Below are 21,048 nucleotides of genomic sequence, written 5' to 3' on the forward strand. Positions count from 1 at the left end.
GAAACTCAGTCGGCGCTCGGCAGGACGATATCGGCCCAGAGCGGGAGGTGATCGGAGGCACGCCGGGCCGTCTGGCTGCGGTGAACGCCATGATCGAGGAAAGCGATGTCCGGGCTCGCTGCGATCCGGTCGAAGGCGGCGACGGGGCGGCTCGCATGATAGGTCGGTGCCGGGTTGGCGAAGACCAGTGATTTCGACAGGATCGCGATGCAGCCGGCCTGTGCGCGCCACTCGTTGAGGTCGCCCATGAAGATCGTCGGCCGGGCCGGGCGGGAGGACAGCATTTCGGCGATGAAGCGCGCCTGCGCCGTGCGTCGGTCGGGCGTCAATCCGAGATGGGTGCCGACGATGCGGACCGGCTGCCCGTCGATCCGGGCATCGACGAGGACGGCCCCGCGCGGCTCATAGGCCGGAAGGTCGGTCCGGTGGGTGTCCTCGATCTGGACGCGGGCGCTGAGGAGGATCGCGTTGCCGTGCCAGCCGAGCCCGCCTTCGTGCATCGCGACGGAGGCGGGGCGCCAGCCTTCCTCCATCAGCGTCGTGTGCGACAGCGTGGTGATGCGTTGGCCGAAGCGCCGGTCGGCCTCTTGCAAAGCGACGATATCGGCGTCGAGCTCGTTGATGACGCGCAAGATCCGATCAGGCTGACGACGCCAGTCGAGGCCGACACATTTGCGAATATTATACGTCGCGACGCGAACGCGCATGGATGTCTTCCGATCGTCGCCGCCGTCAGCTCGGGGGCAGGGGATGAAGGCCGCAAGAGCCCTCCGAGATTATGGGAGCGCGCGGCGCGATATCGAGGGGTCAACACTCATTGAGGAGGACGTCGAGGTCGCTGGTCGCGCGCTTTCCGAGGTCTTCGCCATGGACGAACAGGAATTCGTCGGCGGCGCGATAGCCCTCGGTCTTCAGCATCGAGATGAAATCCCATTCGGCGTTGAGCTTCGAGGATGCGCCGAAATCGGCGAGATTGTCGCTCATGATCCGGTGCGGCCGCATCCGCGCCCAGCGTGCGCCTTCACCCGTTCCGGGATCGGCGGCCTGACGCATCAGCGCGATCATCCGCAATTCCTTCATCAAGGGGGAGTTGAAGGAAATTTCGTTGAGGCGGTTCAGGATCTCGCTCGCCGAGCGCGGCGTCTTCTCCCGGACGCGGGGATTGATCTGGACGAGGATCGTGTCGTCCGCATCGCTCTCGCGCACCAGCGGCGTGATGGTCGGATTGCCGGCAAAGCCGCCGTCCCAATAGGGTTCGCCGTCAATCTCGATCGCCTGGAACATCGTCGGAAGGCAGGCGGAGGCGAGGAGCACGTCCGGCGTGATCTCCGCATTGCGGAAGATGCGGCCGCGGCCGGTGTGGACGTTGGTCGCGGTGATGAAGAGCTTGATCGGCGCGGCGCGCAGCCGGTCGAAGTCGATGCAATCGTCGAGGATGCGGCGCATCGGGTTGAAGCCGAGCGGATTGAGGTCGTAGGGCGAGGCCATCCGCGTGAGGAGATCCACCACGACGTAAGCGGGGGAGGTGTCGAGCGTCCATCGGCCGAGCGCCCGGTCGATGGGGGAGCGCTGGAACGGGCTCGCCTCGGCCGCCCGCGCGACGCGCCGCCAGTAGGTTTCGAGGTTGGCGCGCGCGCCGGCCGCGCCGTCTTTCGCCCAGCCGTCGGCGAGGACGGCCGCGTTCATCGCCCCCGCCGAGGTGCCCGAGATCGCGTCGATGACGATCCACGTCTCCTCGAGCAGCCGGTCGAGGACGCCCCAGGTGAAGGCGCCGTGCGATCCGCCGCCTTGCAACGCGAGATCGATCCGCAATTGCGAACGCGATGCTTCCGCCGGCGCCGCGTCCGCTTCGGGAGTCATGGCTTGATCCATCGCGTGTATCCGCTTTTGGAATGAGCGTCACATGGGTTAGTGAACGACCTTGGACTTGCTGTAGGAATATCGCAGAAATCCGTAAAGACTGCCCCCCGTGATCGCGCCGAGCACGTATGCGACGACGACGAGCAATGCGAGCGGCAGCGTGAAGCGCAGTCCGAGGAACGCCACCGTCACCGACGTGAAATTCTGCAGCGCGAAGATCACGATGAGGACGACGAAGATGATGATCAGGGCGAGATAAAGGTATCGCATCGGAAGCCTCCGTTCGGGATCTGAATTGCAGATCGGATCCACCCGTGACGAGGGCGGGCGGCCGGGCGCAATGCGTCGACAATAGTGGCTCTCCGGGGCATCGGTCGAGCCGCCGCGATCGGATTTGAGGGACGCCGCGCGGCCGGCCGTCCGAAGCGGAGGCGCGATGCGGCAGGGAGGGACGGTTGGAGCGCTTCGATATTCTCGGCCTGCAGGCCTTCGTGGGGGTCGCCGAGCAGGGCAGCTTTCGCCTCGCCGCCGAGCGCTTGAACCTATCGGCGACGGCGGTGAGCCGCCGGCTTCAGAAGCTCGAGGACACGCTCGGCGTCGTCCTCGTCAGCCGCACCACCCGGCTCGTGACGCTGACGCGCACCGGGGCGGAGTTCCTGCCGCGCGCGCAAGAGGTGCTGTCGAGCCTCGAAGGGGCGATCAGCGACCTGCGTGCGCAAAGCCATTTCGGCGCCGCCGACGTGCGGATCGCCTGCCTGCCGACCATCGCCGCGCAGCTCCTGCCGCGGATCATCGCCGAGTTCCCGGAAGACGCGGCGAACCGCGTTCAGATCACCGACCTGTCGGCGATGGAGATCCTCGAACGGGTGCGCGACAAGCGGGCCGATTTCGGCATCAGCTTCATCGGCGCCGATCATTTCGACCTCATCATCGAGCCGCTTTTCTCCGAGCCTGTCGTCGCGCTGGTGCGGGCCGACCACCCCCTCGCCGCGAAGGGCACGATCACCTGGCAGGGGCTCGAGGGGGAACGCCTCATCTCGATCGGCCAGCGCAGTGGCACGCGCCGGCTCATCCAGACGGCGCTCCAATCCCATTCGATCGCCCTCGACTGGGTCTATGACGTGCAACATCTCGCGACGGCGGTCAGCCTCGCCGCGGCGGGGGTGGGGATCGCCGTCCTGCCGGCGATCGCCGGGGAGATGGTGACGCCGCCGCTGACGCCGGTCGGGCTCACCGAACCGCGCGTGGAGCGGGCGATCGGCCTCATCCGGCGCAACGACATGCCGCTTTCGCCGCCCGCCCGGCTGATGCGCGAGATCGTCATGAAGCGGCTGAAGCGCGCCTCGGGCGGACGGTGATCGGTTGGTCGTCGATTGTTGCGCACCACGCAGCGAAAGCGCAGATAATTGCATTGGAAGCAGCTCAGCATCGAGCGCTAGTCTCCTTTCAACGATACCAATGACGTGTTGGGAGACACCAAGGTGAATGCCTTCGACCGCATTTCCGCGGACGCATCGACATGGATCGGACGCGAGGAGATCGCGACGGACGAGGTCTCGGGCACCGAAGCGCGCCGCCTCGCCGCGACGCTGAACCTCGACCCGGCCCCTTTCGTCCCCGGCGCGACGCTGCCGATCGGTTGGCACGTGACGCTCTTTCCCCCGCTCGCGCCTTCCGCGCAGATCGGCCCGGACGGCCACCCGAAAAAGGGCGACTTCCTTCCCGATCTCGGCTTGCCGCGCCGCATGTTCGCCTCGCGCAAGCTGATCTTCCGGGGCGACCTCAAGATCGGCGAGCCCGTCCGCCGGGTCTCGCGCATCGCCGAAGTGACGCCGAAAATGGGCCGCACGGGCCTCCTCGCCTTCGTCACCGTGGTGCACGACATTCACGGCGAAGACGGCCGGATCGCCGTCACCGAGGAACAGAAGATCGTCTATCGCGAAGAGGCGGCTTCCGGCGCCAAGAAAGGCCCCGCCGAGGATCGGCCCGAGGGCGATTTCGAGTGGCAGCGCGAGGTGACGCCGTCGCCCGCGCTCCTCTTCCGGTATTCCGCGATCACCTTCAACGCGCACCGCATCCACTATGACGGCGACTATACGCGCGAGGAGGAAGGCTATCCCGAGCGCGTCGTGAATGGCGGGCTGACGGCCATTCTCGGACTGACGATGATCGCCGAGAAACACCCCGCGCCGCTCGCCGAATTCGCCGTGCGCAACCGTCGCCCGCTCTTCGTCAACCGCAAGGTGACGCTGATGGCGCGGCGCACCGGCGAAAACGAGACGGGCGAGACCGGCGAGTTCTGCGCCGTCGACGCCGACGGCTTCATCGCGGCCACCGCCGATCTCGTCTGGACGCGCCCCTCGTGAGCGCGCTTCCCCTCGACGGCGTGCGCGTGCTCGACCTCACTTCGGTGGTGGTCGGCCCGCTCGCGACGCGCTGGTTCGCCGATTATGGCGCCGATGTCGTCAAGCTCGAGCCGCCGGAAGGCGACCTGATGCGCACCCTCGGCGGCGCCTCGCCGAGCGGCGCCTTCTCGCCCAAATTCCTGAACCTCAACCGCAACAAGCGGTCGATCGGCGTCGACCTCAAGAAGCCGGGTGCGACGGCGTTGATGGAGCGGCTCATCGCCTCGTCCGACGTGGTTTTGACCAATATGCGGCCGAAAGCGCTGAAGAAACTCGGCCTCGATGCCGACAGCGTGCGGGCGATCAACCCCGAGGCGATCCATTGCGCGATCGTCGGATTCGACCAGCGTGGGCGCTATCGCGACAAGCCGGCTTACGATTCCATCATCCAGGGCGCCTCCGGCATGGCGGCGACCAACGAGCGGATGACCGGCGAGCCGCGCTATGTGCCGATGACGATCTGCGACCGGATCGTCGGCCTCATCGCGGTGCAACAGGTGATGCTCGCGCTCTTCAACCGGACGAAGAGCGGGGAGGGGCAGGCGATCGAGATCCCGATGCTCGAGACGATGAGCGAGTTCGTCCTCAACGAGCATATGGGTCAGCGCGTCTTTGTCGGCTCGGACGGGCCGACGGGGGATCTGCGCATCCTCAACCCGCTCGCCCAGCCGATCCCGACGGCGGACGGCTATGTCTGCGTCACCGCCAACACCGACAAGCAGGCCTTCGGCCTCTTCGATGCGATCGGCCGACCGGACTTGAAGGACGATCCGCGCTTTTCCTCGGTCAAGCAGCGGCTCAAGAACGTCCAGGCCTATCACACGGTGCGCGGCGAGGCGCTCATCGAGAAACCGACGGCCTACTGGGTCGAGGAGCTCGGCAAGCGTGACGTGCCGGTGCTCGCTTATCAGACCTTCGAGAGCCTTCTCGACGATCCGCACCTCAACGAGGTCGGCCTCTTCGAGGAGATCGAGCATCCGGTCGAAGGGCCGATCCGCAACATGCGCTCACCGAGCCGGTTCTCGTCCGGCTGGGCTGCCGGACAGCGGCCCGCCCCGGTTCTCGGCGCCGACACGCGCGCCGTCATGGCGAGCCTCGGCTATGCCGATGACGAGGTGGACGCGCTCGCGCAGGCGGGCGTGGTGATCGAGGCGCGTGACGCGGCGCACGCCGCGCCGTGAGCAAGGCCGATGGCGCGCGTCGGCGCGCCGGTCAAAAAGGAGGGGCCGACAAGGCCCGACGGACGAGAAACGCCAAGGGAGGACAATGGCGATGACACGTTACACACCCAAAGCGACGGCGCTGACCGCAGCACTTTCATTGACGGCTTCGATCGCGATGGCCGGAACGGCCGCGGCCGACTTCTCGCTCGAGGGCGAGCAGATCGAGGTGATCGTTCCCTATTCGCCTGGCGGCGCGGCCGACGCCTATGGCCGCTTCATCAGCGCCCAGCTCGGCAAATTCCTGCCCGGCAGCCCGACGGTGATCGTGCGCAATGCGCCGGGCGCCGGGGCGATCGCCGGCACCAACGGGTTCCAACAGGACGCCGATCCCGACGGCCTCACGCTCCTCGTCACCTCGACGTCGACCCTGATGAACGCGCTTCTCGAAGACCCGCGCGTCAAATACGACCTGTCGACGATGACGCCGGTCGTGGTCAATCCGCTCGGCATGATGGTCTATGGCCATGAAAGCCTCGGCATCGAGGATGTCGGCGGGCTCGCCGATCTCGGCGGGGACACGCCGCTGCGCTCGGGCGCGCATACCCCGACCTCGGCCGATCTCGTCCAGCTCATCGAGTTCCACATCCTCGGTCTCGACGTGACGCCGATCTTCGGGCTGCAGCGGGCCGACGCCAAGCAGGCCTTCGAGCGCGGCGAGATTTCGATCTCGTATGACAACCCGCTCTCCTACAACACCTATGTCGCGCCGATGGTGGAAAGCGGCATCGCGATGCCGCTCTATGCGATGGGCTATGTCGATTCGAGCGGCGAGCGCGTGCGCGATCCCGCCTTCCCGGACCTGCCGACCTTCCCGGAAGCGGCCGAGACGGTGCTCGGCGAAGCGCCGTCCGGTCCCGCCTATGATGCGTGGCAGACGATGTTCTTCAGCCGCGTGATGGCCTCCAAGGCGGTGCTTCTGCCGGAGGGAACGCCGGACGAGATCGTCGCCGCCTATCAGGCCGCCGCCGAGGAGATGGCGCAGGATCCCGAGTTCATCGCCGAGACGGAAAAGATGTTCGGCGGGTATCCGACCCTCACCGGCGCCGAGGCCAAGGACCGCTGGCTCGCCGCGCTGAAGTTCGACGACGAGGCGCGGGCCTGGCTCTATGGCTGGCTGGAAGAGTCCTTCGGCGTCAGCCGCTGACGGTGACACGATTGGAACGGGCGGCGCCGTCGCCGCCCTTCCCGACGGATCCGGGGCGCACTCGGCGGCGGCCCGTCTCCCTGTCGCGGCCCGATCGGGGCGCTGATCCCGTGCGCCGGCCGTCGTGCCGCGCGCGGACGGTCGAGGCCGCACGCCGACGTCGCTACCATCATCTTCATCATCATCCGAATGCGCCGGGCCCGCGTCATCGCGAGCGTCCCGCGCTTCTCGAGGCATTCTCATGAATGGTCCGTTCGAGACCATGCTCGCCGCATGGGCCCAGCTCTTCGAGCCGGTACACTTTCTTTATCTGACGGGCGGGGTGTTCTTCGGCCTCGTCATCGGCATCCTGCCGGGGCTCGGCGGGATCGCCGGCCTTACCCTGCTGCTTCCCTATGTCTACGGGATGGAGCCGAGCCTCGCGCTCGCGATGATGGTGGGGATGCTGTCGGCCACCGCGACGTCGGACACCTTTCCCTCGGTGCTCATGGGCATTCCCGGCACCAGCGGCTCGCAGGCGACGGTGGTCGACGGCTTCCCGCTCGCCAAGAAGGGGGAGGGCGCGCGGGCGCTCGGCGCGGGCTTCGCCGCCTCGCTCTGTGGCGGTCTCTTCGGCGCCTTTCTCCTCAGCATCGCGATTTTCGGCGTCCGCCCCGTCATCCTCTATTTCGGCTTTGCCGAGCAGTTCATGCTCGTCGTGTTCGGCCTCTCGATGGTCGGCGTCCTCACCGGGCGCAGCGTCTTCAAGGGGCTCGCGGCGTGCTGTGTCGGGCTGATGCTCGGCTCGGTCGGCGCCGCGCCGGCGACGGGCGATCTGCGCATGTCCTTCGGCTCGACCTATCTGAGCGACGGCATTCCCCTCGTGATCGTCGGCCTCGCGATGTTCGCGATCCCCGAGGTGATCGACCTCCTGTCCCGCCGCAAGGCGATCGTCGAGAACCAGAAGCTCGGGCTCGGGATGCTGACGGGCGTGCGCGACGCGATCCGCCATCGCTGGATCATCCTGCGCTGTTCGGCGATCGGCAGCCTCGTCGGGGCGTTGCCGGGCCTTGGCGGCTCGGTGGTCGACTGGATCGCCTATGGCCACGTCGTCCAGACGAGCCGCGACCGGGACAATTTCGGCAAAGGCGACATTCGCGGCGTGATCGCGCCGGAATCGGCCAACAACGCCAAGGAGGGCGGCGCGCTGGTGCCGACGCTCCTGTTCGGTATTCCGGGCTCGGGGGCGATGGCCGTGCTGCTCGGCGGGTTCATCCTCGTCGGCGTCGAGCCGGGCGTCGGGATGCTGCGCAATGATCTCGACCTCACCTTCATCATCATCTGGTCGCTCGCGATCGGCAACGTGATCGTCGTTCTGATGTGTCTGGGGCTCGCGCGCCCGGTCGCGCTGTTGACGACCGTTCCCTATACGGTGGTCGGCCCCTTCATCCTCGTCATCGTGATGTTCGCCTCCTTCCAGGCGACGCGCTCCTGGAACGACGTTGCGACGCTCGCCGCGCTCGGGGCGGTGGGGCTCTTGATGATGCGCTTCGGCTGGCCGCGGCCGGCGCTCCTCATCGGCTTCGTGCTGTCGAGCCGGCTCGAGGCGTCGGTCTATCAGACGGCGCAGATCTACGGCCTGTCGATCTTCGAGCGGCCGATCGCCCTCGTCCTCCTCGCCCTCACGATCGGCGTGATCGTGCTCGCCGTAATCCAGCGCCGCACCAATCCGAAAGAGGAGGTGGAGAAGCTCGCTTTGACGACGCGGCCGCTTCAGATCGCCTTCGCGCTGGTGCTGTTGGCCTTCGCCGGTTTCGTCGCCTGGGATGCGTCGGGCTTCGGCTTCATGGCGCGGGTCTATCCCCTTTCGGTCGCGACGCTCGGCCTCATTCTCATCGCTATCGTGATCGGGCGGCAGGCGATGACGCATCGTGTCGTGCCGGAGCTTGCCGACAGCTCGGCCACCGCGCCGCGCGAGACGCCGCTCGGGCTGCAATTCGCCTGGTTCCTCGGGCTCGGGCTGCTCGGCTATCTCGTCGGCTTCCCGATCGCGGCGGGCCTCTTCCTGATCGCCTATCTCGCCCTCGGCGCGCGGCTCAGCCTCGTGAAATCGGTGGCGATCGGGGTGGCGACGAGCGTGATCTTCATGCTCCTCGCGCGCTATCTCTCCGTCGCGTTCCCGGCCGGCCTCATTCCGGACATGTTGAACGCGCCGCGTTGGATCGGCGGGTAAGGCGCACCAACCATCCGGGCGAGGGACGCCCGCGCGGGCCGGGCGTCGTCACCGCGGGAACGGCGGGTCAGCGGGGCGGCATCTCGATCATGCCGCCTTCGGGCAGGATCTGGCCGCCGTCCACGACGATCGTCGTGCCGGTGATGTAGGCGGCTTCCTCGGAGGCGAGGAAGAGCGCCGCGTGGGCGATCTCGCGCGGCGTGCCGAGCCGGCCGAGCGGCACCGAGGCGGACATCTCGCGGATGAATGCCTCGCCGCGATCCTCCTTCATGCCCTCGGTGAGGATGTTGCCGGGTTCGATCGCGTTGACGGTAATCCCGTCACGCGCCCATTCGAGCGCCGCGGAGCGCACGAAGCCGACGATCCCCGCTTTCGAGGCCGAATAATGGCCGTGACCGGGGCTCGTCACGCGTGGGCCGGTGATCGAGGAGGTGAAGACCATCCGCCCGCCGCCGGCCGCCCGCATCGGGCCGAGCGCGGCCTTCGCGGTCATGAAGGTGCCGCGCAGATTGACACCCAGCACCGCGTCCCATTCGGCCGGCGAAATGTCCTCGATCAGCGTCCAGGGATAGATGCCGGCATTCTGGACGAGAATATCGAGCCCGCCATGCGTGGCGACGGCCGCCGCGACCGCCGCCTCGGCGCCTTCGGGCGTTGCGATGTCGGCGGCCACGAAATCGGCGCCGATCGCCTCCGCCGTCGCCGCACCCGCCGCGCTCACGTCGCTGATCGTAACGCGAGCGCCTTCCTCGACGAAGCGTTCGGCGATCGCGCGGCCGATCCCGCGCGCGGCGCCGACGATGAGGGCGCGCTTGCCCTGAAGGCGTCCGGTCATGGCCATTCTCCGATCATAGATAGCGCCGCCGCACCGCGCCTTTGAGGGCGTCGAGGAGGACGGCGAGGAGGACGAGGCTGCCTTGGATCATCTGCGTATAATGCGGCGGCATCCCCATCACGTTGATCGCGGTCTGGATCGAGGTGAGGAGGAGGACGCCGGCGAAGACGCCCGATAGCCGCCCCTGTCCGCCCTTGAGGCTGACGCCGCCGATGACCACCGCCGCGAACGCCTGAAACAGCATCCCGATGCCGAGATTGGCCGTCGCGCCCGCCGTGCGTGAGGCGAGGAGCCACCCGGCGAGCCCCGCGAGCGCGCCGGAGAGGACGAAGGCGATCGTCACCGTCCGCTTGACGTCGATGCCGGCGCGGTAGGTGGCGACGGCATTGCCGCCGATCATCATGAGATGCCGCCCGAACGGCGTCCTTCCGAGAATGAAGGCGAAGACGGTGAAGGTGAGGATGAGCGCCCAGGCGGTGAGGGGGACGCCCGCGATCCGCTCGACCGCCATCACCCGCAGAATATCGGGGAGCCCGTAGACAGAGCGCCCCCCGGACAGCGCGACCACCATGCCCCGCACCAGGATGTAGGAGCCGAGCGTCACGATGAAGGCGTTGATGCCGAAGCGGACGACGAGCGTGCCGTTGAAGAGGCCGATGAGCGCACCGACCGTGAGGGCCATCGCGAGGGAGACCGGAAAGGCGAGAAAGGCCGGCGTCAACTCGAGGCCCGACCCCGCGCCGCCGGTGCCGAAGGTGAGGGCGACGATCATCGCCGCGAGCGCCATCACCGATTCGACCGAAAGGTCCATGTGTCCCGCGATCAAGGTCAGCGAGAGGCCGACGGCGATCACGCCGACGAAGGTCGATTGCTCCAGAATGTTGAGCAGAATGCCGATCTGGAAGAAGCGCGGGATCGTCAGCGAGAAGACGACGAGCACCACGAGGAGGATCAGCCAGACGAGATTGTCGAGCGCGAACTCGAGAACGGCCCGCCGGCGGGGGCCGAGACGCTGGCTGTCGTCGGTGATGGCAGTCATGGAGGGCGCTCGACGCTCGACAGGATTGGCGGACGGTTGGCCGGAAGCGGGCGGCTGAGCGCCGCCCGCCCGAAATCACTCGACCGGCGAGACCGGCTCCGCGGGCGGCTGCAGGTTGCCCCAGAATTTCGGGTCGTCGACGTTGTCGGCCGTGATGACCGCGCCCGGAATTTTGATGTTCGGGCCCCATTCCTCGACGGTGAGGGTGGAGGGAAGGCCGGTCACCTCGTAGGTGCCGGGCGTCAGCTCCTCGCCGTTCACCACCTTGTCGGCGAACATGGCGAGGGCGGCGGCCTGGGCGTAGAGCGGCTGTTCGACCTCGACTTGCTCCCAGCCTTTGCGGATGAGGTCGAGGCCCACCGGCGCGCCGTTCGACGACACGAGCATGATCTCGCCCGGCGCCTTGCCCTGCGCTTCGAGGACGGCCGCCACGGCGACCGCGAGGTGCGCGGCGTGGACGAAGATGAGGTCAATATCGGGATTGGTCAGGAGCTGGTCCTGGGCGATCGACCCGGCGTTCGAGGCCTCCCACTGCATCGCCGCCTGGGTGATGATGTCGACGTCGGTGCCGGCCATCGTGTCCTCGAAGCCCTTTTGGATGTCGAGGGTGTAGGGATCGCCCGGATCGCCGAGGATCTGGAGAACCTTGCCGGTGGCCGAGCCGTTCTTCTCCTCGAGGAGGCGCTTGATCTCTCCGGCGGCGAGCTCGCCGATCTCGACCGTTCCGGCGACGGAGGTGAGGTCCGAGGGGGTCGAGGTGATCTGACGGTCGAAGATCATCACCGGAACGCCGGCCTCGCGCGCTTTCTCGATCCCGGGCTTGATGGCGTCGAAATCGACCGCGGCGATGATGAGGGCGGCGGGGTCGAGATTGAGGACGTCGTCGAGCTGGTTGAGTTGAAGGTCGGTGCGGTTCTGCGCGTCGAGCGACTTCACCTCGTAACCGACATCACCCATGAACTTCTCGATCGCCGAGACCGAGCCTGTCTGGAACTCGTCGAGAAGGGTCGGGACGAGATAATAGATCGTCCCCTTCGTATCCTGCGCGGAGGCGGGGGAGATCGGTGAGACGGCGATCGCCGCCGCAAGGACGGCGCCTGCGCAAAGGCGCAAAAACTTCCTCATGATGGTCGTTCTCCTCTTATGGGTTCCGCGTCCCGACGGTTTCGATTTCGCCGGTGATCATGTGGACGACCTCGTCGGGACTGGTGTCCCTCGTCGCGAGGTCGCCGGCGACCGCGCCCTGACGCATCACGACGATCCGGTCGGCGATCGCGAAGGCCTGGGCCATGATGTGGGTGATGAGAACGACGCCGATGCCGCGCTGGCGGACGCGGTCGATCATCTCGAGCCCGCGCCGCGTCTGCTCGACGCCGAGCGCGGCGAACGGCTCGTCGAGGAGCACGAGCTTGCCGCCCCAGTGGACGAACCGATTGAGTTCGATCGCCTGGCGCTGTCCGCCCGACAGATGCTCGACATGGGTGCGCAAGGAGGGAATGCGCGTGCCGCCGTCTTCGAGTGCGCGGGCGGTCTCCTCGCGCATCCGCCGCTCGTCGAGCACCGGGATGCCGAGAACGCGCTTGGTGATCTCGCGCCCCATGAAGAAATTCGCCACGACATCGACATTCGTGCAAAGCGACAGGTCTTGATAGACGGTCTCGATGCCGGCGGCCTTGGCCTCCGCGGGGGAGCCGAAATGGCGAGGCACTCCCTCGAAGACGACCTCGCCCGATGTGGGCTCGAGGCCGCCCGAAATGATCTTCACCAGGGTGGACTTGCCGGCCCCATTGTCTCCGAGAAGGGCGACGACTTCGCCGGCCGCGATCGAGAAAGTGACATCGCGAAGGGCTTCGATCGCCCCGAACCGCTTGCGAATCGACCTGAGCTCGAGCAGCGCGCCGTCGGTCGACGGGCCGGGCGTCGGGAGGCTGGCGGTCGTCATCTCAAGCGATGCCCTCGTCGCTCGTATTTGTTCGCTCACCGCACCATAGGCGTCGTGGCGCGAATATGGCAAGCGGATGTGCAGTGCATTGCGCTGCACAAAAGCGCGTCAACGCGAGCCGAAAGCGTGGCGGGATCGCGGCGGGCAGGCAGGGGCGCGGCGGCCGAGCCGCTGAAATTTTTACGGGGTGTGGCGGATCTTGCCGCAGTGCAACCCGGCGGAGCCGGGAGGGGAGAGGCGGGCGCGTCCCGCCTCTCTTGGTGTTGCTGGCCTCAGGGGAAGAGGCGCGTTATCGTCCACCCGTTGCCGTTCGGGACGTAGCGGAACCGGTCGTGCAGGCGATAGTCGCCATTCTTCCAGAACTCGATTTCCGCGGGCGTGATCCGGTAGCCCGACCAGTGTGGCGGGCGCGGCACGTCGGTCGGATATTCCGCTTCGCGTTCGGCGACGCGGCGTTCGAGCTCGGCCCGGTCCTTGGCGGGGCGGGATTGGTCGGACGCCCATGCGCCGAGCTGACTGCCGCGCGGCCGGCTGGCGAAATAGGCGTCCGCCTCCTCGGTCGTCACCGGCGTCACGGGTCCGCGCACCCGAACCTGTCGGCGCAAGCTCTTCCAATGGAACAGCAAGGCGGCTTTTGCGTTCGCCCCGAGTTCGCCACCTTTCACACTCTGCGTGTTGGTGTAGAACACGAAGCCGTCCGAATCGTGGCCTTTCAGCAATACGGTGCGCACATTGGGCATTCCGTCACGGTCGACGGTGGCGAGCGCCATGGCGTTGGGGTCGTTCGGTTCGGCGGCGTTGGCTTCGGCGAACCATTCGTCGAACAGCGCGAACGGATCCGGGGCTTGTCCCGCAAGGATGGAGTTGTCGGTGAGGGTCGCGCTCATGATGCGCTCACACTACATATGGGTGTCTTCATAATCACACCGTTGTTGGGGATGACGGGGCGAGCCACCTTGCTCCGGGTCCCGTTTCGCAAGATTGGACAAGGATGGCGCGCGATCCATACACTGTTCTTGGGGTATCGAAGTCCGCTTCGGAAAGCGAGATCAAGTCCGCTTACCGACGGCTTGCCAAGCGCTATCATCCCGACACGAATTCCAACGATCCGAAGGCGCAAGAGCGTTTCTCCGAGGTGAACGCCGCCTATGAGATCATCGGCGACAAGGACAAGCGCCGTCAGTTCGACCGCGGCGAGATCGATGGGGCCGGCCAGCCGCGTTATAGCGGCTTCAGCGGCGGCGATCCGTTCGCGGGCTTCGGCGGCTTTTCCGGGTTCGGCGGTGGTCGCGCGGGCGCGGGCTCGGCTGGTGCGGGAGCTGGGGCCGGGGCGAGCGCCGGTGGTGCGGGCGGCGGCCGTTTCCGCTTTTCGACCGACGGCACGGCCGGTGTCGACGAAATCCTGCGCGAGTTCATGAGCGGGGCGAGCCGCAGCTCGGAGCGTCAATCCGGTTTCGGCAGTGCACCGCCGCAGCGCGGTCAGGATCTCGAGGTCGTCGTCACCGTGACGCTCGAGGATATTGCGAGCGACGAGAAATTGCGCGTCTCGCTGCCGACGGGGCGGACGGTCGACGTCAAGATCCCGGCGGGCGCCGAGCAGGATCAGCAGATCCGCCTGCGTGGCCTCGGCCATGAAAGCCCGCGCGGCGGCGCGGCCGGTGACGCGATCCTGACCTTGCGGATCGCCGCGCACGCCGAATTCGTGCGGGATGGCGCGAACTTGAAGCTCAACCTTCCGGTCACGCTCTATGACGCGGTGCTGGGCGCCAAGGTGCGGGCGCCGACGCTGACGGGGTCGGTGAACATCACCATCCCGCCGGGCTCCTCGGGCGGAAAGACGCTTCGTCTTCGCGGGCTCGGCCTGCCGACCAAGTCGGGCGGCAAGGGCGACCTCCTCGTGACCTTGCAGATCGACCTGCCGCGGGACCTGCCGCGCGATTTCGTCGAGATGATGCGCCGCTGGCGTGAGGACGAGCCTTACCACCCCCGTCCCCCGGCCTCTTAACGGGCGAGCGGGGCCGGCTCCGGCTTCGCCTCTGCCTTCAGTCGCCGATTTCGGCCAACAGCCAGGCCGCGTGCCGCTCCAGCCCGCGCTGCGAGAGCGGGCCATAGGGCCGCGCCTGCGGCACGTGGACAAAGAGCGTGCGCGGGTTCGCGGCGAGCGCCGCCCCATAGGACGCATTGCAGATATAGGCCCCCGCCGAGGCGCTCGTGACGACCGGGAAACCGGCGGCGCGCGCCGTGTCAGCGAGGCGGTCGACGTCGAACACCGTCCGGCGCGAGCGGGAGGGCGGCGCGTCCGCGGTCCGGCCCGCCGCATCGGGGTTTTGCGAGGCGGTCGGCAGGGAAACGCGCTCATAGCGGATGCGGTGCGCCGTCCCCGCGACTCCGAACATGATGACGGTGCGGTAGCCCGCCACGATCTCGGCGAGCGTGTCGCAGACGGCCCATTCGGTCGCAAGGAGGAGCGCGTCGACGCCCGGTGGCGGGTTCGCGCCGAGGGCGCGCACCAGATGGCTCGTCGGATTGTCCGCCATGCCGGGGAAGGGGCCGAAGCCCGTCACGAGGGTGTGGGCCTTCATGGGAGCCGCCTCAGGATGGTTTCGGCCGCGGCGCTCGGCGCGAGGCGACCATCACGCACAGCGGCGACGGCCTCGTCGAGCTCGGTGCCGGCGTGGCGCGCGAGATAGGCGTCGAGGCCCTCCCGGATCATATCCTTCATCCAGACCACTCCCTGATCGCGGCGTCGCTTGTCGAGCCGCCCGTCGGCCTCGAGCCTTGCGCGGTGGTCGAGTATGGCCTGCCAGAGCGCGTCGAGCTTGTCGCCCGTCGCGGCGGACAAAGTGAGGACGGTGGGCGGATCCTCGGCGGCGAGGATCTTCACCGCGCTCAACAGCTCCGCCGCCGCCTGGCGTGCCGGATGAAGGGCCGCGCCATCGGCCTTGTTGACGGCGATGATGTCGGCCCGTTCCAACAGGCCCTTCTTGATGCCCTGCAATTCGTCGCCTGCGCCGGGGAGCATCAGTGCGAGGAACGTGTCGACCATCTCGGCGACCGCGACCTCCGATTGGCCGACGCCGACGGTCTCCACGATGATGATGGTGAAGCCCGCCGCCTCGGCGAGAAGCATCGCCTCGCGCGTCTTCGCGGTGACGCCGCCGAGCGATCCGGCGGACGGGGAGGGGCGGATGAAGGCGTCCTTCTCCGCGGCGAGGCGCGTCATGCGCGTCTTGTCGCCGAGGATCGCGCCGCCGGTGCGGGTGGAGGACGGATCGATCGCGAGGACCGCGACGCGATGGCCGTCGTGGACGAGGCGGGTGCCGAGGGCGTCGATGAGGGTCGATTTGCCGACGCCCGGAACGCCGGTGATGCCGATGCGGATCGCTTTGCCGGTGCGGTCGAGGAGGCGCTGGATCAGCGCGCTCGCTTCGGCGCGATGCTCGGCCCGGCGCGATTCGACGAGGGTGATCGCCCGGGCGAGCGCGGCCCGTTCGCCGGCGGCGACGCGGGCGGCGAGGTCGTTCAGGTCGCGCGCCACACGATGCGCTGGAGTTCGGCCTCGTTCAGCACCTCGCCGGAGGGGAGGCGATCGAACGGACCGTCGAAATCGGGAATCGAGAAGACGAGCTCGACATGGCTCGCCCCGCGCGCCTTGCAGATCGCCATGCCGACCCAGAGCGACTTGCCCGGCCGGCAGCTTCCGCGATTGACGCGGGCCTGGGCGAAGGTCATCCCGATCCGCTCGCCATTGGGGCCGGACAGATGCTGTGCGACGCCGTGGATCTCGCCGACGGTGTTGCCGGGGCCCTTGAAGAATTGCACGGCCTGCACGTCGCCGACAAAGGCGGCCTGGGTCCACACGGTGGTGCTTTCCTTGGCCGTCTGGATCGGGCGGATCTCCGCGCCGGGCGCCACCGTGGCGAGCGCCGATTCCTGGAACGGCGTGCCCTTGTGGATCGTGCCGACGCCGTCATCCGTGATCGTGAGCCATGTGCTCGACGAGACGGTCGCGTCGGTCGGCGGCTCCGCGGCCACACAACCAGACAGTGCGAGAGCGATTGCGAAAAGGGACAATGAGCGGACCATGGCCGAGCCCGTAGCAGGAGAGAGCGCTTCTGTCAGCGACGAGAAGCATCCATCGTCAATGCTTCGCGAAAGCGTTTTATGCAATCCTTCAAGTCGTTGAAAGGGACTGGAAAGGTGGGGCTGTCGGTCACATTCGGCTGAACGGTGCGGCGCGCCCCGCGATCATGGCACGGACGGCCCTCACGTGTCGGCCGGCGGCGTCCCGACGAGGGCGGCGCGGCCGAAAGCGAGGGGGAGGAGCTCTTCGATCGTGTGGGTCGTGACGCGGGTAAGGGCGCGGTTCGCCAGGTGGATCCGGGCGCCCGAGGCGGCGAACTCGGCGATCATCTGGCGGCAGCGGCCGCACGGGGCGGCGAGCGTGTCGTCCGGCGGAAGGTTCGCGGGATAGCCCACCACGGCGACCTCGGTGATGACGCGGGACCCGGCGACGGCGGCGGCCGCCACCGCGTTCGCCTCGGCGCACAGGCTGAGCCCGTACGATGCATTCTCGACGTTCGCGGCAGTAAAGACGCGCCCGTCCGCCGTGCGGATCGCGGCGCCGACATAAAAGTTCGAGTAGGGCGCGTAGGCTTGCCCGGCGGCCGCGCGGGCCGCCTCGACGAGCTCCTTCGCCGTTTCGCTCACGGGCGCCGCGCCGGGCCTATTCGGCGGCGTCACGGTTGGCGTATCCGTGGCGCTGGCGCAGCGTCTCGATGAGGCTTTCGGCGGCGTCGGCGATCACCGTGCCGGGGGGGAAGACCGCCGTTGCGCCCATTTCCTTCAAAATCGGCACGTCGGCCGGCGGGATGACGCCGCCGATGGTGATCAGGATATCGTCGCGCCCCTCCTCCGCGAGCGCCTTCTTGAGCTCGGGCAGAAGCGTCAGGTGCGAGCCCGCGAGCGAGGAGACGCCGACGACGTGAACATCGTTGTCGACGGCCTGACGGGCGCATTCTTCGGGCGTTGCGAAAAGGGGGCCGATATCGACGTCGAAGCCGAGATCGGCGAAGGCGGAGGCGATGACCTTCTGGCCACGATCGTGCCCATCCTGGCCCATCTTGGCGACGAGGATGCGCGGGCGGCGCCCATCGGCCTCGGCGAAGGCGTCGGCCTGGCGGCGGACTTCCTCGATGCGCACGCCCATATTGCCGGCCTCCCGCTTGTAGACGCCCGTGATCGACCGCAGCTCCGCCGTGTGCCGCTGAAAGGCGGCCTCCATCGCATCGCTCATCTCGCCGACGGTCGCCTTGGCGCGGGCGGCCTCGATCGCGAGGGCGAGGAGATTGGCATTGCCGCGCGCGCCTTCCGTCAACGCGGCGAGCGCGCGCTGGGTCGCCGCCTCGTCACGTTCGGCGCGCAGGCGCTCGAGCTTTTCGATCTGGCGGCGGCGCACATCCGCGTTGTCGACCTTGAGGACGTCGATCGCCTCTTCCTCGCGCGCCTTGTAGCGGTTGACGCCGACGACGGTTTGCTCGCCCGAATCGATGCGGGCCTGCGTCTTGGCGGCAGCCTCCTCGATGCGCAATTTCGGCGTTCCCGCCTCGATCGCCTTCGCCATGCCGCCGAGCGCCTCGACCTCCTCGATATGCTCCATCGCGCGCGCCGCGAGGTCGCGGGTCAGCGCCTCGATCGCCGGCGAACCGCCCCACGGGTCGATGAAACGGGTGGTCTGGCTCTCCTCGGCGATCACGAGCTGGGTGTTGCGGGCGATGCGGGCGGAAAAGTCCGTCGGCAGGGCGATCGCCTCGTCGAGCGCGTTGGTGTGGAGGGATTGGGTGCCGCCCTGGGTCGCAGCCATCGCCTCGATCATCGTACGGGCGACATTGTTGTAGACGTCTTGCGCCGTGAGGGACCAGCCGGAAGTCTGGCAATGGGCCCGCAGCGACAGCGAGCGGGGATCCTTCGGCGCGAAATTCTTCTCCATGAGCGTCGCCCAGAGATAGCGCGCGGCGCGCATCTTCGCGACTTCCATGAAGAAGTGCATCCCGATCGCCCAGAAGAAGGACAGACGCGGGGCGAACGCGTCGACATCGAGGCCGGCGGCGACGCCGGTGCGGACATATTCGAGCCCGTCGGCGATGGTGTAGGCGAGTTCGAGGTCGGCCGTCGCCCCGGCCTCCTGCATGTGGTAGCCGGATATCGAGATCGAGTTGTATTTCGGCATGTTCTTCGCCGTGTAGGCGAAGATGTCCGACACGATCCGCATCGACGGGCGCGGCGGATAGATGAACGTGTTGCGGACCATGAACTCCTTCAGAATGTCGTTCTGAATGGTGCCCTTAAGGTCCTTCTGGGCGACGCCCTGTTCCTCGGCGGCGACGATATAGAGCGCGAGGACGGGAAGGACCGCGCCGTTCATCGTCATCGAGACGGTCATCTCATCGAGCGGGATGCCGTCGAAGAGGGTGCGCATGTCGAGGATGGAATCGATCGCGACGCCCGCCATGCCGACATCGCCGGTGACGCGCGGATGATCGGAATCGTAGCCGCGATGGGTCGCAAGGTCGAAGGCGACCGAGAGGCCTTTTTGCCCGGCGGCGAGATTGCGCCGGTAGAAGGCGTTCGATTCCTCGGCCGTCGAGAAGCCGGCATATTGCCGGATCGTCCAGGGCTTCTGGACGTACATCGTCGGGTAGGGGCCGCGCAGATAGGGGGCGATGCCGGGGAAGGCGTCCGCCGCGAACGCGTCGAGCGCGCCGGGCGGGGTGTGGGGGTGGATGACGATCCCTTCCGGGCTCGTCCAGGCGGGCGAGGCGCTGTAGGTCGAGAGGGGATCGGCGCGATAGGCGATCTTCGCGAAATCGGGAACCATGGGGTCAACCCTCCAATGGTGCGGCGACGCGCGAGGGAGCGATCGCCGGCGCCGTCAATATGTCGCCGTTTGCCAGCGCTCCGGCAAGATCCGCGATCGACGCACCGCCCATCGCCGCGGCGAGAAGGGCGCCGAACTCGGCCGAATCGGGGCGAATGTAGGTTTCGAGCGGCATGGCGGACGCGGGCCGCACCGCGATCGGCGTCTTTGTTTCCGGCGGATGGCGCGTGACGCCGATCATGACGGCTTCGCCCGCGGCGAGTGCGGCGGCCTCCCGCTCGGCGGATGCGCCGACGATGCGGGCGACGGTGCCGTCGGCGATCCGCTCGATGAGGCCGCCGGCGTCGTGGGCCTGGAATTTTTCCCAGGCGGCCGCGGCGATCGTGTCGGTATAGGCCTCGATCGCCCCGGATCCTGCACCGGGATCGGCAATCGCGTCGACGTGGGATTCTTCGAGGAGCAGCGTCTGGATATTGCGGGACATGCGCCGGGCGAAGGGCGAGCCGATCCCGTCAAAAGGGAGCACCGTGACGGCGTCCGCGCCGCCGACGCCTGCCGCGAAGGCGGCGATGGTGAGGCGCAAAAGGTTCGTCTGCGGATCGCTCAGCGAGAGCATACGCGCCGCCGTGGTGGCGTTCAGCGTGAGCGGGGCGTTGACGCCGCAGGCCTCCGCGACGAGGGCGAAAAGGCGCCGCGCGGCGCGGAATTTCGCGATCGTCGCGAATTGGTCGGCCGTCGCGGTGAGCGTCATCTCGATGCGCGGCAGGATGGTCTCGGCGGCGATCCCCTCTTTGTCGAGGGCGCGCAGCATGGCGGTTACGCTCGCAAGGGCGAAGGCGAGTTCCTCGGCGGGCGTCGCTCCGGCCTCGGCGACGATCCGCCCGTCGGCGCGCACGAGGGTGCCTTCGGGAGCGAGGTCGATGAGGGTGCGCACCGTCTGCGCGAGGCGGGGAAAGAGGGTGTCCGGATGCGCCATCGTCCCGGTCGCGGCGAAGGCGCCGATCGGATCGATGCCGGCGTGGAGATATTGCGGCCGGCTCGCCCGCGATTCGGCGAGGGCGATGAACATCGTCAGCGCGGCGATGCTGTTCGCGCCGGCTTCGAGATGGACGGGAAAAAGGCCGAGATGGACACCGTCGAGCGCGCTGTCGAGCGCGGTGACGGTGCCGGCGGACAGACCGCCCCCGAAGGCCGACGGCGCCCCGGCGAAGACGATCGACAGCGCGTTCGCCCCGCTTTCGAGATCCTCACGCGCCTGTGCGGCGGCGTTCGCATCGGTGTCGACGCGCTGGACGATGTCCCATCGGCCGTGACTGGCGCGACCGGAATAGACCGGCTCAGCCGGCCGATAAAGCGGCTGCAGCACCGCTCCGTCGGCGGTCGTCGTGGTCAGCGTCTCGAAGGGGGCACCCTTCAGCGCCTTGTCCACCAGCGCGCGCCAGGCGTCCGCGCCAGCTTTTACCGTGTCGACCATATCTGTTCCTCCAGGCCGGAGTATGATCAAGGAACGC

20 protein-coding genes are annotated in these 21,048 nt (G+C 67.8%); 6 read left to right on the forward strand and 14 right to left on the reverse strand.

Annotated features, from left to right (window positions below; translation table 11 throughout):
- Positions 1 to 5: 5 nt before the first annotated feature.
- The 3 genes from L1787_RS19395 to L1787_RS19405 form a co-directional block, all read right to left on the reverse strand.
- Complete coding sequence (locus L1787_RS19395; RefSeq protein WP_235710760.1) at positions 6 to 707, reverse strand: endonuclease/exonuclease/phosphatase family protein; 702 nt, start codon at positions 705 to 707, stop codon at positions 6 to 8.
- A 100-nt stretch (positions 708 to 807) separates the two neighbouring features.
- Positions 808 to 1,860 (reverse strand): patatin-like phospholipase family protein, encoded by a 1,053-nt coding sequence (locus L1787_RS19400; RefSeq protein ID WP_235710761.1) that lies wholly within the window; start codon positions 1,858 to 1,860, stop codon positions 808 to 810.
- A gap of 48 nt (positions 1,861 to 1,908) precedes the next feature.
- Positions 1,909 to 2,130, reverse strand: a complete 222-nt coding sequence (locus tag L1787_RS19405; RefSeq protein ID WP_235710762.1) for a lipopolysaccharide assembly protein LapA domain-containing protein — start codon at positions 2,128 to 2,130, stop codon at positions 1,909 to 1,911.
- Positions 2,131 to 2,315: 185 nt separating this feature from the next.
- Here L1787_RS19405 and L1787_RS19410 point away from each other — a divergent pair, with 185 nt between their 5' ends.
- From L1787_RS19410 to L1787_RS19430, 5 genes are all read left to right on the forward strand, one after another.
- The gene (locus L1787_RS19410; RefSeq protein WP_235710763.1) at positions 2,316 to 3,218 is read left to right on the forward strand and encodes a LysR family transcriptional regulator; all 903 of its coding nucleotides are present in this window, start codon (positions 2,316 to 2,318) and stop codon (positions 3,216 to 3,218) included.
- Positions 3,219 to 3,323: 105 nt separating this feature from the next.
- A complete protein-coding gene (locus L1787_RS19415) occupies positions 3,324 to 4,226 on the forward strand; it encodes an HTD2 family dehydratase (RefSeq protein ID WP_235710764.1) in 903 nt (300 codons plus the stop codon).
- Positions 4,223 to 5,446, forward strand: a complete 1,224-nt coding sequence (locus tag L1787_RS19420) for a CaiB/BaiF CoA transferase family protein (protein WP_235710765.1) — start codon at positions 4,223 to 4,225, stop codon at positions 5,444 to 5,446. Before L1787_RS19415 ends, L1787_RS19420 begins: the two co-directional genes overlap by 4 nt.
- Positions 5,447 to 5,537: 91 nt before the next feature.
- Positions 5,538 to 6,632, forward strand: coding sequence for a Bug family tripartite tricarboxylate transporter substrate binding protein (locus L1787_RS19425; protein ID WP_235710766.1), 1,095 nt, complete (start codon positions 5,538 to 5,540; stop codon positions 6,630 to 6,632).
- Between the two features lie 241 nt (positions 6,633 to 6,873).
- Positions 6,874 to 8,844: a tripartite tricarboxylate transporter permease gene (locus L1787_RS19430; RefSeq protein ID WP_235710767.1), complete on the forward strand. Its 1,971-nt coding sequence runs from the start codon at positions 6,874 to 6,876 to the stop codon at positions 8,842 to 8,844.
- Between the two features lie 67 nt (positions 8,845 to 8,911).
- Here the strand turns inward: L1787_RS19430 and L1787_RS19435 are convergent, their stop codons facing one another.
- The 5 genes from L1787_RS19435 to pdxH form a co-directional block, all read right to left on the reverse strand.
- Entirely contained in the window at positions 8,912 to 9,679 is a 768-nt protein-coding gene (locus L1787_RS19435) for an SDR family oxidoreductase (RefSeq protein WP_235710768.1), read from the reverse strand.
- Positions 9,680 to 9,692: 13 nt separating this feature from the next.
- A complete protein-coding gene (locus tag L1787_RS19440; RefSeq protein WP_235710769.1) occupies positions 9,693 to 10,718 on the reverse strand; it encodes an ABC transporter permease in 1,026 nt (341 codons plus the stop codon).
- A gap of 75 nt (positions 10,719 to 10,793) precedes the next feature.
- Positions 10,794 to 11,843: a sugar ABC transporter substrate-binding protein gene (locus L1787_RS19445; RefSeq protein ID WP_235710770.1), complete on the reverse strand. Its 1,050-nt coding sequence runs from the start codon at positions 11,841 to 11,843 to the stop codon at positions 10,794 to 10,796.
- A gap of 16 nt (positions 11,844 to 11,859) precedes the next feature.
- Entirely contained in the window at positions 11,860 to 12,660 is an 801-nt protein-coding gene (locus L1787_RS19450; protein WP_235710771.1) for an ATP-binding cassette domain-containing protein, read from the reverse strand.
- Between the two features lie 272 nt (positions 12,661 to 12,932).
- Complete coding sequence (gene pdxH / locus L1787_RS19455; RefSeq protein WP_235710772.1) at positions 12,933 to 13,547, reverse strand: pyridoxamine 5'-phosphate oxidase; 615 nt, start codon at positions 13,545 to 13,547, stop codon at positions 12,933 to 12,935.
- Between the two features lie 104 nt (positions 13,548 to 13,651).
- Between pdxH and L1787_RS19460 the strand changes: the two genes are divergently transcribed.
- Complete coding sequence (locus L1787_RS19460; protein WP_235710773.1) at positions 13,652 to 14,665, forward strand: DnaJ C-terminal domain-containing protein; 1,014 nt, start codon at positions 13,652 to 13,654, stop codon at positions 14,663 to 14,665.
- A 37-nt stretch (positions 14,666 to 14,702) separates the two neighbouring features.
- Here L1787_RS19460 and L1787_RS19465 read toward each other — a convergent pair whose 3' ends face one another.
- The 6 genes from L1787_RS19465 to L1787_RS19490 form a co-directional block, all read right to left on the reverse strand.
- Positions 14,703 to 15,242 (reverse strand): pyroglutamyl-peptidase I family protein, encoded by a 540-nt coding sequence (locus tag L1787_RS19465; RefSeq protein ID WP_235710774.1) that lies wholly within the window; start codon positions 15,240 to 15,242, stop codon positions 14,703 to 14,705.
- Entirely contained in the window at positions 15,239 to 16,198 is a 960-nt protein-coding gene (gene meaB, locus L1787_RS19470; protein WP_235710775.1) for a methylmalonyl Co-A mutase-associated GTPase MeaB, read from the reverse strand. The genes L1787_RS19465 and meaB overlap by 4 nt, the downstream gene beginning before the upstream one ends.
- Positions 16,183 to 16,734 carry a DUF1131 family protein gene (locus L1787_RS19475; RefSeq protein WP_235710776.1) on the reverse strand — a complete coding sequence of 184 codons (552 nt, stop codon included), beginning with the start codon at positions 16,732 to 16,734 and terminating at the stop codon, positions 16,183 to 16,185. The genes meaB and L1787_RS19475 overlap by 16 nt, the downstream gene beginning before the upstream one ends.
- A gap of 192 nt (positions 16,735 to 16,926) precedes the next feature.
- Positions 16,927 to 17,370 carry a cytidine deaminase gene (locus tag L1787_RS19480; protein WP_235710777.1) on the reverse strand — a complete coding sequence of 148 codons (444 nt, stop codon included), beginning with the start codon at positions 17,368 to 17,370 and terminating at the stop codon, positions 16,927 to 16,929.
- Positions 17,371 to 17,386: 16 nt separating this feature from the next.
- On the reverse strand, positions 17,387 to 19,537 hold the full coding sequence (scpA, locus tag L1787_RS19485; RefSeq protein WP_235710778.1) for a methylmalonyl-CoA mutase: 2,151 nt from the start codon (positions 19,535 to 19,537) through the stop codon (positions 17,387 to 17,389).
- Positions 19,538 to 19,541: 4 nt separating this feature from the next.
- Positions 19,542 to 21,011: a methylmalonyl-CoA mutase family protein gene (locus L1787_RS19490; RefSeq protein ID WP_235710779.1), complete on the reverse strand. Its 1,470-nt coding sequence runs from the start codon at positions 21,009 to 21,011 to the stop codon at positions 19,542 to 19,544.
- Between the last annotated feature and the right edge of the window lie 37 nt (positions 21,012 to 21,048).

Source organism: Acuticoccus kalidii (assembly GCF_021556395.1).
Taxonomy (GTDB): Bacteria; Pseudomonadota; Alphaproteobacteria; order Rhizobiales; family Amorphaceae; genus Acuticoccus; species Acuticoccus kalidii.